The organism is Parasutterella muris, from assembly GCF_943193095.1.
Lineage (GTDB): Bacteria > Pseudomonadota > Gammaproteobacteria > Burkholderiales > Burkholderiaceae_F > Parasutterella > Parasutterella muris.
Window position 1 is genome coordinate 14,614 of the sequence record NZ_CALPCV010000001.1, and the last position, 17,325, is coordinate 31,938.

Annotated in this window: 15 protein-coding genes; 11 read left to right on the plus strand and 4 right to left on the minus strand. The window is 52.5% G+C overall.

Annotation, left to right across the window (positions count from 1 at the left end):
• Positions 1–51: 51 nt before the first annotated feature.
• On the minus strand, positions 52–1,074 hold the full coding sequence (locus NFR90_RS00085; RefSeq protein ID WP_160334248.1) for an amino acid ABC transporter substrate-binding protein: 1,023 nt from the start codon (positions 1,072–1,074) through the stop codon (positions 52–54).
• Positions 1,075–1,248: 174 nt separating this feature from the next.
• On the opposite strand from NFR90_RS00085, the gene NFR90_RS00090 reads away from it, so the two are divergent.
• The 3 genes from NFR90_RS00090 to paeA all read left to right on the plus strand — a co-directional run bounded on the left by NFR90_RS00090 (position 1,249) and on the right by paeA (position 3,909).
• Complete coding sequence (locus NFR90_RS00090; protein ID WP_251449756.1) at positions 1,249–2,181, plus strand: DnaJ C-terminal domain-containing protein; 933 nt, start codon at positions 1,249–1,251, stop codon at positions 2,179–2,181.
• Positions 2,182–2,192: 11 nt separating this feature from the next.
• A complete protein-coding gene (locus NFR90_RS00095; RefSeq protein WP_160334246.1) occupies positions 2,193–2,498 on the plus strand; it encodes a hypothetical protein in 306 nt (101 codons plus the stop codon).
• Positions 2,499–2,568: 70 nt separating this feature from the next.
• The gene (gene paeA / locus NFR90_RS00100; RefSeq protein ID WP_160334245.1) at positions 2,569–3,909 is read left to right on the plus strand and encodes a polyamine export protein PaeA; all 1,341 of its coding nucleotides are present in this window, start codon (positions 2,569–2,571) and stop codon (positions 3,907–3,909) included.
• A gap of 35 nt (positions 3,910–3,944) precedes the next feature.
• Here paeA and NFR90_RS00105 read toward each other — a convergent pair whose 3' ends face one another.
• Entirely contained in the window at positions 3,945–6,458 is a 2,514-nt protein-coding gene (locus NFR90_RS00105; protein WP_251449758.1) for a DNA topoisomerase III, read from the minus strand.
• Positions 6,459–6,628: 170 nt separating this feature from the next.
• Between NFR90_RS00105 and def the strand changes: the two genes are divergently transcribed.
• Positions 6,629–7,162, plus strand: coding sequence for a peptide deformylase (gene def / locus NFR90_RS00110; protein ID WP_202074508.1), 534 nt, complete (start codon positions 6,629–6,631; stop codon positions 7,160–7,162).
• Here def and NFR90_RS00115 read toward each other — a convergent pair.
• The gene (locus tag NFR90_RS00115) at positions 7,159–8,055 is read right to left on the minus strand and encodes an alpha/beta fold hydrolase (RefSeq protein ID WP_251449760.1); all 897 of its coding nucleotides are present in this window, start codon (positions 8,053–8,055) and stop codon (positions 7,159–7,161) included. The genes def and NFR90_RS00115 overlap by 4 nt on opposite strands.
• Positions 8,056–8,152: 97 nt before the next feature.
• Here NFR90_RS00115 and fmt point away from each other — a divergent pair, with 97 nt between their 5' ends.
• The 7 genes from fmt to NFR90_RS00150 all read left to right on the plus strand — a co-directional run bounded on the left by fmt (position 8,153) and on the right by NFR90_RS00150 (position 16,973).
• Entirely contained in the window at positions 8,153–9,121 is a 969-nt protein-coding gene (gene fmt, locus NFR90_RS00120; RefSeq protein WP_251449762.1) for a methionyl-tRNA formyltransferase, read from the plus strand.
• Complete coding sequence (gene rsmB, locus NFR90_RS00125) at positions 9,118–10,422, plus strand: 16S rRNA (cytosine(967)-C(5))-methyltransferase RsmB (protein ID WP_251449764.1); 1,305 nt, start codon at positions 9,118–9,120, stop codon at positions 10,420–10,422. Before fmt ends, rsmB begins: the two co-directional genes overlap by 4 nt.
• Positions 10,422–10,985, plus strand: coding sequence for a DUF4390 domain-containing protein (locus NFR90_RS00130; protein WP_160334240.1), 564 nt, complete (start codon positions 10,422–10,424; stop codon positions 10,983–10,985). The genes rsmB and NFR90_RS00130 overlap by 1 nt, the downstream gene beginning before the upstream one ends.
• A 1-nt stretch (position 10,986) precedes the next feature.
• The gene (locus NFR90_RS00135) at positions 10,987–13,215 is read left to right on the plus strand and encodes a sensor histidine kinase (RefSeq protein WP_160334239.1); all 2,229 of its coding nucleotides are present in this window, start codon (positions 10,987–10,989) and stop codon (positions 13,213–13,215) included.
• A gap of 68 nt (positions 13,216–13,283) precedes the next feature.
• A complete protein-coding gene (locus NFR90_RS00140; protein ID WP_251449766.1) occupies positions 13,284–14,039 on the plus strand; it encodes a response regulator in 756 nt (251 codons plus the stop codon).
• Between the two features lie 37 nt (positions 14,040–14,076).
• Positions 14,077–15,489, plus strand: a complete 1,413-nt coding sequence (trkA, locus tag NFR90_RS00145) for a Trk system potassium transporter TrkA (protein ID WP_251449767.1) — start codon at positions 14,077–14,079, stop codon at positions 15,487–15,489.
• Between the two features lie 2 nt (positions 15,490–15,491).
• The gene (locus tag NFR90_RS00150) at positions 15,492–16,973 is read left to right on the plus strand and encodes a TrkH family potassium uptake protein (RefSeq protein ID WP_160334236.1); all 1,482 of its coding nucleotides are present in this window, start codon (positions 15,492–15,494) and stop codon (positions 16,971–16,973) included.
• On the opposite strand, the gene NFR90_RS00155 is transcribed toward NFR90_RS00150, so the two are convergent.
• Positions 16,970–17,323 (minus strand): DUF1840 domain-containing protein, encoded by a 354-nt coding sequence (locus tag NFR90_RS00155; RefSeq protein ID WP_160334235.1) that lies wholly within the window; start codon positions 17,321–17,323, stop codon positions 16,970–16,972. The genes NFR90_RS00150 and NFR90_RS00155 overlap by 4 nt on opposite strands.
• Positions 17,324–17,325: the final 2 nt, after the last annotated feature.

The window sequence follows — 17,325 nt, forward strand, 5'->3', positions numbered from 1 at the left end:
AGGTCGGACAGACCTGCCTCAGTGATAGCTGTTATTAGTCGAAACTAGATTTTAGCGGACAGGAGGCGCATACAGGATGCCGCCGTTAGTCCACTGGTTGTTGATACCGCGGGGCAGAGCAAGCGGAGTCTTCGGTCCGAGATTTTTTTCGAAGCTCTCACCGTAATTGCCGACCTGTTTGACGATGCGATAGGACCAATCCTTGTCCAGACCGAGAAGTTTGCCGGTATCGTCGCCTGCACCAGTCAGACGCTTCACATTGGGGTCGGTGCTGGTTTTACGTAGCTCGTCGACATTAGCGGATGTAATGCCTTTTTCTTCGGCCTCAATCATGGCGTTCAGCACCCAGCGGGCGATCTGGAACCATTCATTATCACCGCGGCGAACGGCAGGTCCGAGCGGTTCTTTGGAGATGACTTCAGGAAGAATAATGTAGTCATCAGGGTTGGCGGCCTTTGTTCTGGCGCCGGCGAGGTCGCTCATGTCAGTGGTGTAAACCTGGCAGCGTCCGGAGAGGAAAGCGCCCTGAGTTGCTTCAGTGGTATCAAAGACTACAGCCTTGTATTTCATGTTGTTGGACTTGAAATAGTCGGCGACGCTCGGTTCGCTGCTGGTTCCGGACTGTACGCAGATAGTGGCGCCGTTAAGCTGTTTGGCAGACTTGACGTTCAGTTTCTTCGGAACCAGGAAGCCCTGTCCGTCATAGTAGTTAGTGCCGACGAAGACTGCGCCTAAGGAGGCGTCACGAGTCAGGTTCCAGGTAGTGTTGCGGGCGAGCACGTCGATTTCTCCGGCCTGAAGCGCAGAGAAGCGCTGTGGAGAGTTGAGGGGAACGAACTTAACTTTGGTTGCATCGCCCAGGACCGCGGCGGCCAGAGCGCGGCAGTAATCAACATCCAGACCGGTCCAGTTTCCCTGGCTGTCAGCGTTTGAGAAGCCGGGCGCAGCAGTGTTCACGCCGCAGACGACGACTCCGCTGGATTTAACTTTGTCCAGAACGGTGCCCGCGGAGGCGGCTGCGGCAAAGGCGAACGAAGCCGCGACAAGGCCCGCGGCAGTCAGTGTTTTTTTCATTTTGATTTCTCCAAATGGAATTAACAACGTAATTATTTTTTACCATAAGCAGCACGCCGGAAAATGTTTTTCAGGGACTAAATTCAATGTCCGCATCTGCCCATTTTTAGTCTGGGCTTCAACATATTCGGGACAAACAGTAGAGACTAATCAAATCTCTAAAGAGGACTTGTTATGGAATACAAGGATTACTACAAAATTTTAGGAGTGGAACGCGGAGCTTCTGAGACAGATATCAAGAAAGCCTTCCGAAAGCTTGCGCACAAATACCATCCCGACGTTTCTAAAGAGAAGGACGCGGAGGCGAAATTCAAGGACGTCAATGAGGCCTATCAGACGCTGTCGGATCCTGAAAAACGCGCCGCATATGACCAGCTCGGTCAGCGCCGCGACGGAAGCAATTTTGAGCCGCCTCCGGGATGGGGCGGTTTCGGCGGAGCCGGTGCTTCCGGCTTTGGCGGATTTGATTTCGGCGACAGCGGGTTTGATTTTTCCGATCTGTTCTCGCATATGGGCGCCTCTCGCGCTCGTCAGCCAGAGGCGGGCGAGGATCTGAATGCGGAAGTTCAGATTACGCCGGAACAGGCCTTTAACGGCACCACAGTCAGTCTCTCGCTTCGTGAACCAGAGGCCGGAGCCGACGGCAGGGTGCGTCACGTCACCAAGACTCTGGAGGTCAAGGTTCCCGCAGGAACGATCAGCGGCCAGAGAATGCGTTTGGCAGGCAAGGGCGGCCCGGGCTATAACGGCGGTCCGAACGGCAATCTCTACATTACGATCAACATCAGTGAAGGCGGACGTTTCCGTGTTGACGGGCGCGATGTTTATCTGACCGTTCCGCTTGCACCGTATGAGGCGGTGCTTGGCACAGAAGCTGTGATACCGACGCTTTCAGGCGGCAAGATTTCCGTTAAGGTGCCGGCCGGTGCTAAAGCCGGTCAAAAGATCCGTATCGCGGGAAAGGGGTTCCCGAACAAGAAGGGTGCTGCCGGAGACATGTATCTCGTGATTTCTATTGTTGTTCCTCCCGCTCCCACCGAAGAGGAGAAAGAGCTTTATAAGAGGCTCTCAGAGGTTTCAACGTTTAACCCTAGAGAGAATTTGTAGGAGGAACGGCTATGAGCACTGCGATTGTGACTGAGATTCGTACGACGCTGAGCCCCGAGGAGTTCCGAGAAATGAGCGGTTTTCCGCTGAAGGTTTTTGACGAACTGCAGGAGCTGGGTGCCTTTGATGAATTTTTAAGCAACGGACGATTCCGCTCCGCGACGTTTCGTATAACGCATCGGGCGGAAAACCTGCGCCGGGTGTTTGAGCTGGACGCCAACTCTCTGGCACTGATTCTTCATTTTATGGGCGAAGCCGAAACCTTAAGAGATGATTTAAGGAAGGCTCGTCTGTGCAATATTAACCCCTATCTATAGTCTGGTATCCGCCGCAGGTCCTTTCTATTTGGTAGGCTTGTACCTATGTGTATCAATTTGAGGGGACTTTATGGATTTAACACTGAAAATTTTTGCTATTTTTCTGCTGATTCTTGCGGCGGCGTACTTTGCTATCTCTGAAATTTCACTGGCCGGCTCGCGTCGTGTTCGTTTGACGCAAATGGCGGAAGCCGGAGACAGCCGAGCGCAGGAAGTGCTGAATCTGCAGGAAAAGCCGGGTCCCTTCTTTTCCGTGATTCAAATCGGCATTAATGCGGTCGCCATTCTCGGCGGTATCGTAGGTGAGCCTGCGTTTAAGGGAATTTTCAACACACTTCTTGAGCCGATTCTTCCTCAGCAGTATCTGGACACGACGTCGTTTGTCTGTTCATTTGTTGTAGTGACGATTCTTTTCATTATTTTTGCCGACCTCATCCCAAAACGCATCGGGATGTCAAAGCCTGAGGAGATATCCGTCCGCCTCATCGGTTCCATGCAGGTGCTGATTCGCCTGCTCAAGCCTTTTGTGTGGGTTCTCACAATTATTTCCAATTCCATTATGAAGATGCTCGGGCTGCCGACTCAGAATAAAACCCGTCTGACGAGTGAGGATATTGTTGCGACGGTAGATGCAGGGGCGGCAGCGGGGCTTATCGCTCCGACGGAGCAGGCAGCAATTGAAAACGTGATGGATTTGGAAAGCAGGCTTGTTCCGAGTGCGATGACGGCGCGTGAATATGTGGTTTACTTCACGCTTGACGAGAGCTACGAAAGCATCACAAAGAAGATTGCGGAAAGCCCGCACAATAAATTCCCGGTCTGCGACCGCGACATTGACCATGTTATCGGCTATGTCGACGCAAAAGACCTGCTTCGCCGCGTCATTGAAGGCAAGACCTTCTCTCTTAAAGATCAGAACTGCATTTCTTCAATCCCTGCGGTTCCCGATTCGCTCACTCTTTCAGAGGTTCTGGAATTGTTCAAAAATCAGCGCTCCGACTTTGCGGTGGTGCTGAATGAATATGCGCTGACTGTTGGTGTGATTACGCTCAATGACATCATGAGTACTGTGATGGGCGAATTTGTTCTGACGCCGGATGAGGCGCAGATTGTGCAGCGTGATGACGGCTCTTGGCTGATTGACGGCGCGACTCCGATTGACGATTTAGAGCGTGTGTTCGATTTTGGTCCCCTGCCGGAGGATGAAACCTACGAAACGGTTGCGGGTTTTATGATGTATATGCTGAGAAAAATTCCGAAGCTGACGGACCGATTTGTCTACGAAGGTTATCGTTTTGAAGTGATCGACGTTGAGCGGCACAGAATCGATCAGATACTTGTCACGAAGGTTGATGATAAGAAAGAGCAGACCTCTGCATCGGAGGACTCTGAACAGGAAGAGCAGAAGTAATAAACGGCGGGCTTTAAGCCCGCCGTTTTTACGCATTACTCGGCTGTTTTTTTCGTGGTGCGCCGTCCGGCGATTTTCTTTTGTTCTCCTGCGGGCTTTTCTTCAAATTTGAAGCCGATTTTTCCGCCCTTTTCCAGAACCAGGAAAGCGGAGAATTTCCGTTTGGTTCGGTTGGAGACAAAGTTGGTCAGCAGATCTGTGGAGCCGGTTTTCAGAAGTTTTTCCATTTGTTCACGCGCAATCGGCTGCTGCAGAATAACCTTGGAACTTCTGAAAGCGCATTTCTTCTTAGCCTTCGGGTCGACATGATTTTCGCAGACGTAAGCGTTTTCCGTTTCATACACGTTTGCGCCGCAGACCGGACAGACGCCGACGGGTTCCTGCTTGCGCAGTTCATCGACGCTGACGGTGACTTGTGAAGTGTTTTCTCCGAAGTCAAAATCAATCTTGTAATCGGGCGCAGGACCAAGTTTCAGTTCGGCGGAGAAGGGGCGTCCGAGTTTGCTGATAAATCCGTCGAGCGGTCCGATTTTGCCCTTAGTCAGCAGCTCGTCAACTTCATCGGGAGCGAAGGTGCGTCCTCCCGGATGTTTCGGAATGCTGTAGCCGCATTTTGTGCACGCGAATCTGCGGTAGTTTTCTACGATAGGACCGCCGCATTTCGGACAGGGCGTTTTAAGCATAGCGGGGTTATCTAAGGGGACCGTGTCGGCGCCGTAGCTTTTTGCGGCGTCGACAATCTCCTTAGTGAGGCCGCCGATTTCAGTCATAAAGTCCTTGCGTGAGAGCTTGCCTTTTTCGATTTGCGAGAGCTTGTATTCCCACTCACCGGTCAGTTCGGCCTCCGAGAGTGTTTGAATTTTCAGCCCCTTGAGCAGGGTCAGGAGCTGAGTCGCTTTTGCGGTTGGGACCAATTCTCGGTTTTCCCGGATCATGTAGTTCTGCTGAATGAGTCCTTCGATGATTGCGGCTCGTGTCGCCGGCGTTCCGATGCCTTTTTCAGACATCGCATCCCGCAGTTCAGCTTCTTCGAGTGTTTTGCCCGCGCCTTCCATCGCGCTCAGCAGCGAGGCTTCTGTGTAGCGAGCAGGCGGCTTGGTTGCAAGAGCAGTAGGTTCAGCTTTCAGCGTGAGGGCTGATTCTTTCGGTTTAATCGGCACCAGCTCAGCACCGTCTTCACCGGCGGAGCGGCCGTAAACTTCAAGCCAGCCGGGGCTGACAAGAACTTTGCCTTCGGTAATAAAGCTGTAGTTTTCGACTTCGGTGACGCGTGTCGTGTTATTGAACTGGGCGGGCGGATAAAAGATTGCGATAAAACGCTTGACTACCAGTTCATAGACCTTCTGTTCAGCTTCGGACAAGGTGGTCTTAGGCTCCTGAGTGGTCGGAATAATCGCGAAGTGGTCACTGATTTTGGCGTTGTTAAAGACTTTTTTGCTGAACACAACATAGTCATTTTTGAGCGCCTTAGCCGCGTATTTGCCCAGAGGACTGTGTTCTGCGAGCAGCTGCAGCGTACTCTTCACCGTCGGAAGATAGTCCTCCGGAAGCGCTCGCGCGTCGGTTCTCGGGTAGGTCAGCAGTTTGTGTTTCTCGTAGAGTGCCTGAGCGATTGCCAAGGTGGTCTTCGCTGAGAATCCGAATCTGGAGTTCGCATCCCTCTGCAGTGTTGTCAAATCGTACAGAGCGGGGCAGTTAGAAGTTGACGGTTTAGAGGTATCGACCGCGGTGCCGGTTTTTCCGCGGCAGGCGTCTGCGATTTTAGCGGCCTCTTCGGCGCTGAATAATCGTTCGGCCTTTTTGACCGGATCGCTGCTCTTTTTAAATTTAGGGTCGAAGAATTTTCCGCTGTAGTTTCCCTCGGCCACCTTGAATTCGGCGTGTACCTCCCAATACGGGGTCGGCACAAAGGCGCGAATCTGTTCTTCGCGCTTAACGACCAGTGCAAGTGTAGGCGTCTGCACGCGGCCGACGGTCGTCAGAAAGAAGCCGCCGTCCTTGCTGTTGAAGGCTGTAAGCGCTCTTGTGCCGTTAATTCCGACAAGCCAGTCCGCCTCCGATCTGCTTCGCGCCGCATCGGCAAGAGACTGCATTTCTTCGTCGCTTCTCAGGTGTTTGAACGCTTCAACAATGGCGTGTTTCGTCATTGACTGCAGCCACAGCCGCTCGATCGGTTTTTTGGATTTAACCGCTTCGACGATATAGCGGAAAATCAGCTCGCCCTCTCGTCCCGCATCGCATGCGTTGATGAGTTTGTCTACTTCCCGGCTCTTGATCAGTTTCTTAAGTGAGTTGAGTTTTGCTTCGGATTTTTTAATCGGCGAGAGATCGAAGTGCGAGGGAATGACCGGCAGATGCGCAAAGCTCCATTTGCCTCTTTTGACTTCATATTCCGGCGGCTCTTTCAGCTCGAGCAGGTGGCCGACGGCGGACGCCACGATATAGTGTTCGCCCACATAATGATCGCCTTCTTTTTTAAGCCCGCCGATAGCTCTGGCAATGTCTGCGGCGACTGAAGGTTTTTCAGCAATAACTAACGATTTACCCATGATGAAAACTCAAAACATTCTTTTTTTAAATTAGCACTTTTTGGGATGACTGCAACCAATTGACTTTTGGGAGATTTACAATCTTCTGTAAGCGTTCGAGACGCAGCTCGTTTAAAATGCTGCGGCTCTGAGAGAGCGCTGATGATTAAGATTTAGTTGAGAGGATTACTTTGGCCATTCTTCCTATTTTGAAATATCCGGATCCGCGGTTGAAGACGAAAGCCGCAAAAGTGACAGAGTTTAACGAAGAGCTTGAAAAGCTGGCTTCCGATATGGCTGAGACGATGTATAAAGCGCCTGGCGTGGGACTTGCCGCGACGCAGGTTGATCGTCACATCCGCCTAATTGTGATTGACGTCACGGAAGAAAAGAATGATTTAAAGATTCTCATTAATCCGGAGATTGTTTCTTCAAGCGAAGAGACCAAGCCTTGGGAAGAAGGCTGTCTTTCCGTACCCGGTATTTACGATAAGGTGACGCGTCCGGCCAATGTCCGAGTGCGCGCTCAGGATCTTAAAGGCAACAGTTATGAAATGGACTGTGACGGCTTGCTCGCGGTTTGTGTTCAGCATGAAATGGACCATCTTGACGGAGTTGTTTTTGTTGATCATCTGAGCATGCTGAAAAAGCAGCGTATTCGTCACAAGATTCAAAAGCAGCGTCTTGAAGAGGCGAAAGCGGCCAAGCAGGCCGCCCGCGCCTAACAGTCCGAAGACCAGACAAGGTCGGCGATTGCGTCAGCGATCGTCTCCAAATGTATCGGCGTAAGGTCGTGTCCCATTTTCGGAAGGGACATAAATCTTGCGCCGTTAATTAATTCTGCGACTTCCTTGCCCGCGGAAAGCGGCAGCAGAGGGTCGTCCTCTCCATGGATGACTAAAGTCGGTACGGTAATCCGCGAGAGCTGCTGCGAGCGGTCGCCGCTCGCCAGAATTGCAAGCAGCTGTCTTTCTCCGGCCGCAGGATCGAGCGGGTGAGCTGCGACGTCTGCAAGCTGTCGCTCCAGATCTTCTTCCTGATACTGATAATGCGGACTTTTCAATGTCATGAAGACCTGAGTCAAACGTTTTTTCCTCTCTTGTTCGGAGTCATCTCCCAAGCTTTGGCTCAGGATAGAGTAGATCGCCTTGAGTTTGCCAAAACCCGTACGGGGATTCCCCGAAGCGGACATGATTGACGTCAGAGAGCAGACGCGGGAGGGACGGATGCCTGCAAGTATCTGTGCGATCATTCCGCCCATAGAGGCGCCCACCGCGTGAACGCGCGGCACATTTAAGTAATCCAGAAGAGCTGCCAGGTCAAGCGCCATATCTTCCAAACGATAGGGCGCGGGTACAGGCATTCTCAGCAGAGCGCGGCCGATCGCGATCGGCACCGAGGTTTGAATTTTTCTGTTGCTGAATTTCTCCGACAGACCCGCGTCTCGGTTATCCACGGTAATGACGCGCAGGCCTCTGACAAGCAGCTGCTCAATGAATTTATCCGGCCATGCTGATGCCGGCATGCTCAGTCCCATGATCAGCAGCACGGTAGGAAGCGCAGGATCACCGAGAATTTCGTAGTTCAGCTTGACGGTTTTCAGATCAACGATTGGCATATCTATGCTCGGAAAGTAACTGATTGGATTATGAAACATCCGCACGTGTCATACAATCAGACTTTGTCATATTCGGATATAGCCGGAGAAAGAGAAGATGAGAATTGTTTTTGCCGGAACGCCGGACTTTGCAGCCGAGGCTCTCAGAAAACTGATCGAAAGCGAGCATGAGGTCGTGCTGGTGCTGAGTCAGCCGGATCGGCCCTCAGGGCGAGGCCGAAAGCTCAAGGCAAGCGAAGTCAAGCAGACCGCTCTGAGCGCCGGAATTAAGGTGCTGACGCCGCTGACGCTTCGCCGCTCCAAGGGGCTGGAGGAAACCGCTGAAGCGATTGAAGCAATGAAAGCTGCTGACGCTGATGTTCTTGTGGTTGCGGCTTACGGACTCATTATTCCTCAGGAAGTGCTGGATATACCGAGAGGCGTTTCGCCGGAGCATCCGGAAATCAAGGCCGTTAACATTCACGGCAGTCTCCTGCCGGCATGGAGAGGCGCCGCTCCGATTGCACGCGCGATCGAGAAGGGAGACGCCGAGACCGGCATTACGCTCATGCAGATGGATGCGGGACTGGATACCGGGCCGATGCTGATGGAAGAGTCGGTTCCGATCACTGAGAAAGATACGGCTGAGAATCTGACGCGTGAGCTCTCTGAGCTTGGCGCCGAGATGCTGCTCCGGTATTTAGATGATCCGAACGCATATCCGCCGAGAGCGCAGCCGCAAGGCGCGACATATGCCAATAAATTGTCTAAGGAAGAAGGTCGGATTGACTGGGGACAGTCGGCTCAGGAGATCGCATGCAGAATTCGGGCATTCAATCCGGCGCCCGGCTGTTTCTTTAGTTTAAATGATGAAGTATTGAAGGCCTGGATGGCTGCTGCCGACTCGGGTAAAACGAGCTTGGCGCCGGGAACTGTTATTAGCAGCGACGCAAAAGGAATCTGTGTGGCCTGCGGCGGCGGAACGGTGCTGCGTCTGACACGTCTGCAGAGGCCCGGCGGAAAGAAACTGGACGTGCGGGACTTTCTTTCCGGTCATTCGATTAAAGCGGGAGAGATTTTCAAATGAAAAGCGGCAGTTTGGCTGAGGCGCTGGTTCGATCCGCGGCGCCCTGGATCAGTATCAAAGGCGGAGTTTCTCTTGATAAGGCGCTTAGTGAAATTCCCCGAGACGCTGCTTATCGGGGCGCCTGTCAAAACCTGCTTTACTGCGTCAGTCGGCGCAGGGCTTTTGCTGAAGCCGCTGTCGCAAAATTGGTCAGCAGGGCGCCCGATGCGAAGACCGCGGCGCTGCTGGAGCTTTCGATTAGTCTTCTAAAGGAAGGCAAGGAGCAGGAATTTACCGTCTGCAACCAAGCGGTTATCGCGGCGAAGTCGGATCCGCAGACCATGAGAGCGGCCAACTTCGTTAATGCGATTCTGCGGCGCTATCTTCGTGAAAAACGCCGGCTGACCGATGAGCTTGAGCGCAGTCCGGTGGTCCGCTACAACGCGCCCATGTGGTGGATTCGCCGCTATGAGGCCGTTTTCGGAAAATCCTCGCGAGAGATTTTTTCGCTGCAAAGAAGGCATCCTCCCCTGACGCTGCGCGTCAACAAGAGAAAAGCCGCTCTTGAAGATGTGCTCGCGGACTACCGTGCTAAGGAAATCGTGTGTGTTCCTGAAGGTATGTACGGACTTCGCTTGGAGGAGCCGCGTCCGGTTCGGGATATTCCCGGTTTTGCCGACGGATTGGTGTCGGTCCAGGATGCGGGCAGTCAGCTTGCCGCACCGATTCTCGGCGCAAAAGACGGGATGCGCGTACTGGACGCCTGTGCTGCGCCCGGCGGGAAAACCGCGCATATTTTGGAGCTGGCCGATGTGGACTTAACCGCATTGGAAATTGATCCTCTGCGGGCCGTCCGCATTACTGAAAATTTGGATCGGCTGGGTTTGAAGGCGAACGTCCGAGTTGCGGATGCGTCGGATATTCAGTCCTGGTGGGACGGCAAACCGTTTGACAGAATTCTTTTGGATGCTCCGTGCACGGCTTCCGGAATTGTTCGCAGACACCCGGACATTCCGTGGTCCCGCAAGCCTGAAGATATTGCTCAGCTGGCTCGTACTCAGGCAAAGCTTTTGGAGAATTTATGGCCTCTTCTGGTAAAAGGGGGAAGAATTCTTTATGCTGTATGTTCAGTGTTTTCTGAGGAAGGTCCTGCACAGATAGAGTCGTTTTGTTCCAAGCATCCGGACGCCAAACTGATTCCTATCGGTCCTGACAAGGAGATTCTCCTGAGTCTGCCGCCTGCTGAAGGCGTTCAGGATAAGCCGGAATTCTTCCCGAAGACGCATGATGGATTTTTCTACGCGCTTATAGAGAAGATTTAATGTTATTGAAGAAGGTTGTTCTGGCTGCCGCGCTTGTGCTGAGCGCGGTCGGTCAGGCGTATTCAGCGTCGGTTGAGCCGGTGACGGCGGAGATTTCTGCGCAGCGGACTCCGTCGAGCGGGCTGTTCTTCAATGGCGAGTTTAATTTTGAGCTGACCGACGAGCTTATGGATGTTCTTCTGCGCGGGATTACGCTCAGCTTTGTTCTGGAAGTTGAAGTTGAAAAAAAGCGCTGGTATTGGTTTGATCGTGACATTGCCGGCGCATCTGAGCACATTCGCCTGAGCTTCAATCCGCTCACACGCAAATACAAGCTCAGCATCGGCGGCATGACGCAAAGTTTTGAGTCGCCCGCGGCCGCGCTCGCCATGATGAAAAATGTCTCCAACCTCTATTTAGGATCGTATCGGGAATTAAATCCGGAGGGCTACAGCGCAAAAGCACGATTTTACCTTGACACAAGCAAGCTGCCTAAGCCCTTCCAGGTTACGCTCCGTCGCGAAGACGGCTGGAATGTAGACAGCGGTTGGTTCCCTGTCAAAATAACCCGTTCGGAGGGCTGAGTTGTCAAAGTATCTCAGATTGGCTCTGTTGGCTTTAATAGGGCTTAGCTGTGTGCTTTTATTTCTTCTGGTGAGTGCAAGCCAGAACACGGTATTTTTTGAAAAGTACTATACCGTTCTCCTGTATATCAACACCTTTGTGATGCTCGTGTTCATGGGCATGGTCGGCGCGCTTCTTTACCAGCTTTACCGCAATGCGAAGCGAAAAAAATACGGTGTCAAAATTCTTTCGAAATTTGCGCTTGCGCTCGGGCTGACCGGTGTGCTTCCCGGAATCTTGATTTTTGCTGTTTCTGTTCAGTTTCTTCACCATTCCGTGGATTCCTGGTTCGACGTCAGAGTGGAACGCGCTCTGGATTCAGGTCTTACGCTCGGCCGCGAAGTGCTTGAGAATTTCCAATCCAATGTGCTGGTGAAGGCTCGTAAAATTTCAGCAGAAATCGCAGAAACTCCGCCCTCCGGCTGGCTCGCCGTGCTGGATGCCGCACGGGAGCGCGAGGGGGTGCAGGAAGCAGTGCTGATCACCTCAAGCGGCAATCTCTTAGCCGTTTCCGGCAGCTCCTTTGGCAAACTGGTTCCGACCGTTCCTTCGAATCGAGTGCTGCAGGCGGCGCGTACGCATGGTTTTTGGCAGACGATTGATGACAATAATCCGGGACTTCAGAGAGCTCAGGTCGTGATTCCTATCCCGACGGCTGACGGTTCGATTTCGCTCGCGCTGCGTTCGCAGAAGGATATTTTTATGCTGGATGCTCCTTCTTCCGGCAGAGAGTCTGTTTTTCTCGAACTGATTGACAATGTCCCGCCCTCGCTTGCAAGCAATGCCGAGACGCTGATGAACGGTTATCGGGATTATCAGGAAATGGTTCTCGCCCGCAGCGGCCTTCGCAACATTTACTCCATCTCACTGACGCTGGTGCTTCTGCTTTCCATGTTTGGCGCGATAGCGATTTCGGTGATTATGGCCAACCGCATCAGCAAACCGCTGATGCTGCTTCTGGAAGGCATTCGGCGAGTCGGCGCCGGCCAGTATGAGCAGCTTCCCGAGGTGAGGACAAACGATGAAGTCGGGGAGCTTGCCCGTTCGTTCAACACAATGACCGGGCAGCTTGCACAGGCGCGGGAAGATCTGGAAAGCCGCAGTGAAGAACTGGGTCAGGCCAAAGAATACCTGGAACGAATTCTGGCAAAGATGTCCTCCGGTGTGATTGTGCTCAGCAGCCACAGCCAGCTGATTTCCGCCAACTCAGCGGCTTCCAGAATTCTCGGCATCAATCTCACCGAGTGCTTAGGCGCTCTGCTGAAGGACATCATGCCGGCCTTCGCGTCGGTGGTGAGTGAAAAGCTTGCGCTCTGCACAGAAGAGAACTCTGACATTTCGATTCAGTGTGAATATCAGCGGCCGGACAAACTTCAGGAAAAGCTCAATATTTTTGCGAGAGCGACTCGGCTGACGCTTGGCGAAGACAAAGGATATCTGCTGGTTTTTGACGACGTCACCGCGCTTGCGGCCGCTCAGAGAACGGAGGCATGGGGCGAGGTGGCCCGTCGTCTTGCCCACGAGATTAAGAATCCGCTGACGCCTATCCAGCTTGCCGCCGAGCGACTGGAGATGAAGCTTAAGGATAAGGTTCAGGGACGGGATCAGGAAATTTTGGAAAGGGCGACCAAAACCATTGTCAGCCAGGTCACGGCAATGAAGCAGATGGTTAATGATTTTCGCCTGTATGCAAAGATCGGAGCGCCGCATTATGACCGTCTGGACCTCACTGTTTTTATTGAGGAAGTGGCTCATTTCTATCAGGCGGCCGGGATTCGCGTTCAGCTGGCTCTACAGGAGCCGATGCCCGCGATTGAGGGGGATGCAAATCAGCTTCGTCAGGTATTTCATAATTTGTTCTCCAATGCGATGGAGGCGCTTCCTTCCAAGGAGCAGCTAGTGGTTTCGATCCGCACCTCGGTGATAAGGAACGAGACAAGCGGAGAGGCCGAGGGCGTCAGCCTGGAAGTAAGCGATAATGGTCCGGGGTTCACCAAACAGATTCTGGAACACGCGTTTGAGCCCTATGTGACGACAAAGTCTTCCGGCACAGGTCTGGGCCTTGCCATGATCAAGAAGATCGTTGATGAGCACGGAGCGTCGGTTACCGCGGTGAATTTAACGGATGAAAAGGGAGAGGTTCGCGGAGCCGCTCTGTTTTTTGTTTTTAGAAGGCTTTGGACCGTTTAGGAAGAATTCGGACTTGATAGAATAGAAGTCCATAGAGAAGTAAGAATTATTCAGAAAGTAAAGATTTTATGGCAGTTGTTTTAGTTGTAGACGACGAAATCGGCATTCGCGAACTTTTGTCAGAAATTCTCTCTGATGAGGGTTACGGAGTTCTTCTGGCGGAAAACGCCAGTGCGGCACGAGCTGCGATGAACCAGCATCCGGATTTGGTCCTTTTGGATATCTGGATGCCGGATAACGATGGGATTTCTCTGCTGAAGGAGTGGAGTTCGAGCGGACAGCTGACAGCGCCTGTGATCATGATGAGCGGTCATGCCACTCTGGATACAGCCGTTGAAGCGACCAAATTCGGCGCTGTGGATTTTCTGGAAAAGCCGATTGCGCTTTCTCGTCTGATCAGCGCCGTGAAGGAAGCTCTGCAGAAGAGTTCTAAGGAGCCCAGAATCGGAGACTCTCAGGCCTCCGCGCGTATTGATGCGCTGCGGGATACGACGGTTTATGCGCATCCGTTCCTGGCTTCCGGAAGCTCTTACCGATCTTCCGGTTCTCATTCCGCGGATGCCCGAGTGACGGCAATTTCGGATCAGCCTCCGCGCACCAGCGCAGAGGACACCAAAGCGCTGCTGGGTCAGGTGGACTTTTCCGCTCCGCTCAGAGAAGCCAGAGATCAATTTGAGCGGCTTTACTTCTTGAATCTGCTGAAAAGAGAAAACAATAGTATTTCGCGTGTTGCCGCATTTGCCGGATTAGAGCGCACGCATCTGTATCGAAAGCTTAAGCAGCTGGGAATTGAGATTGGAAAGACGGTGAGAGCCCGCGAGTAGCCTCCCGAAGACCTGATCTCCGGCAATGGAGCAATAAATGAGGATTCTCATAGTTGGAGCGGGGAAAGTCGGTTCTTCCGTTGCAGGGAATTTAGTGTCTGAGTCCAACGACATTACGATTGTTGATACAGACAAGGACCGCATAACAGACATTCAGAATAATTACGACCTTCAGGGCATCGTAGGCGACGCGACGTCTCCCTCTGTTCTTGCCGAGGCCGGAGCGGTGGACGCGGACATGATTATTGCCGTGACCGCTAATGACGAAACCAATCTCGCCGTAACTCTGATTGCCGAGCAGCTTTTTAATGTTCCGTCGCGCATCGCGCGTGTGCGCAATGATGAGCTTCGTGAATATCCGGCGCTTCTGTCGACTGCGGGGTTTCGTGCGACTTCCGTTATATGGCCGGAAGAGGCGATCACGAATTATATTGTTCAGCTGATTACCTATCCGGAAGCGCTGCAGGTCATTGAGTTTTCCGAGGCGGACGTCATTTTGATGTCCGTTAAAGTCGTGAGCGGGGCCAAGATGTGCGGCCAAACGGTTGACACTATTCATAGTCTGCTGCCGCGCGTAAAAGTTCAGATTGTTTCCATCTACCGACAAAAATACCGTCTGGATGATATCCGCGGCAACACTGTGATTGAGGCGGGAGACGAGATTTTCTTCCTCACAACCAAGGACAGCGCGATGGACGTTGTCAAAGTACTTCGTCAGCGGGTACGTCGTTCCGATCGCGTCATGATTGTCGGCGGTGACAGCTTAGGGCTGCAGCTTGCCAAAGCGCTCGACGATGTGGAGACAGCCTCCGGAGATGTCTACAACGTCAAAATCATTGAGCCGGACTTGGAGCGCTGTCAGTTCCTGTCGCAGAACCTTTCAAGTTCCGTTCTGGTGCTTCACGGAGATATGACGGACGAAGGTCTTTTTGTGAATGAAGGCATTGCGAATACCGATTTATTTATTGCCGTCAGCAGTGATGACGAAGACAACATCATGTCGTGTCTGCTTGCGAAGAAATTGGGTGCGCATCGTGCCATTACGCTGATCAACCGTGCTGACTACATTGATTTGGTTGAGGGCACCAGTATTGATATCGCGTTTTCTCCAACGGAAGCGACGCTTTCGGATTTGCTGCGTCACATTCGTCAGGGCGATGTTTTGTCTGCGCACACGCTGCGCAGAGGCGGAGCCGAAGTGATGGAAATCGTCGCACACGGCAATGAGAAGAATTCAAAGATCATAGGACGGCATGCCGCTCAGATTTCCATGCCAGACGGCACTTCGATCGGATGTGTGCTTCGTAAAGTGAACGGCATCTTTGAAGTGTTTATGGCCGATAAGGACCTCGTTATTCAGGACGGGGACCAGGTGATTGTGTTTATGGGCAGCAAGCGGCAGATTTCTGATGTTGAGAAACTATTTGCTCCATCAGTAGGTTTCTTTTAATCATGACGATGCTGCCGCCCGTACTCAGACTCATGCTTCTGCCCGTGCTCAACGTGCTTGGGCCGATTTTGGTGGGATTTTCTCTATCGATGCTGATCCCGCTTGCATTATCTTTATGGAAAAACGACGGAGCTGAGGCCGGTTTTGAGATCGCGTTCTGCATTACTTTCTTTACCGGGCTATTTTTGTGGCTGAGCACGCGCCGGTTTAAGCGTGAGCTGATTCCAAGAGACGGTTTTCTGCTGGTCACGATGGCATGGGTGCTTCTTGCGCTCGCCGCGACGATCCCGCTCTATGTCAATATTGAAAATATTTCCTTCATACATGCGTTTTTTGAAGCGACATCCGGGATTACGACGACTTGCGCGACGATTCTCTCGGGGCTGGATCGTCTTCCGATCAGTGTCAATTTCTGGCGCTGTTTCCTCGCATGGATGGGCGGTATTGGAATCCTGGTGACGGCCGTGGCGGTTTTACCGCTCTTGGGCGTGGGCGGCGCTCAGATCTTTCGCGCCGAGTCTACAGGGCCGCTCAAAGAAGGGCGCCTAACGCCGAGGATCGCCGATACTGCCAAAGCGTTCTACAACATTTACTTTGCGATTTCCGTCGTTTGCGCAGTTTGCTATCACTTTGCCGGCATGGACTGGGATGATGCGATCATGCATACCTTTACGACGGTTTCTTTAGGCGGGTATTCCTCGCATGACGCGAGTTTCGCCTATTGGTCGAGCCGGACGGTGGACTGGGTCTGCGTGATCTTTCTGATTATCGGCGGCATTAACTTCTCCATGCACTTTACCGCCTGGAGGAAGCTCTCGTTCAGAACCTATCTGAAGGACGCGGAGACATGCGGATGGATCCTGACGATTGTTCTGCTCTCTGCGTTTATTTCGTTCCTTCTGGTTTATGACAAAACGTACGCCACAGTTTCAGACGCGATTTATTACGGCGTGACCAATACAGTTTTTGTGATTAGTACTGGCGGCTTTGCGAACACGAACTACGGTGAATGGTCGCTTGTGGCGCAGCTGCTGATTTTGCTGGCAAGCTGTTTTGCGACGTGCGCCGGGTCAACCGGCGGCGGCATCAAGATGATCCGAGCGATTGCTTTGGTGAAGCAGGGCAATCTGGAGTTCAAGAGAATTCTGCATCCGAAGATGGTTCGCCCGCTCAAGATTGGGTCTCAGACCATTGACAAGCAGGTAGTCTTCTTGGTTTTGGCCTTCCTGATGCTGTACACGATCATTGCGCTTTTCAGCACAATCACATTCATGCTTTCAGGGCTGGACGGTCTGACGGCTTTTTCGGCGGCTCTGGCGTGCCTGAACAATCTCGGACCGGCCCTTGGAAGTCTTGGGCCGGCCTATAACTTTGCGTCCCTCAACGATTTTCAGATTGCTTTCTGCTGCTTCCTGATGGTGATCGGACGCTTGGAGCTCTTTACTGTGCTCGTACTCTTCACGCGCGGTTTCTGGCGGGCTTAAACACCCCAGACGACAGGCGTATCTTCTTTGAGGCTTCTTTCGAGCATTTCAAGAAGCGGATAAGCGCGCTGAGTGAAGTAGACCGGCGCTTCGATAGCGGGTTTCTTTTCCTCATCCAGGTCTTTGCCCTCGCGGAAGCGTTTGTCTTCACGCTCGCGCAGGCCTTTGAGAAATTCTTTTTCCTTTTCCATTGCATCTTTCAGTGCGGCGATGGCGTCAGGGATCTCTTCGGGTGTGAGTACGCCTCTCAGGCCTAAAGGTTTGCCGATGACTTTAAAGATTTTTTCTGCGGTTTCGCGGAACATAAAAATTTCACCGGCGGCTTTGCTTTTAAAGGTAACAATTGCCATAA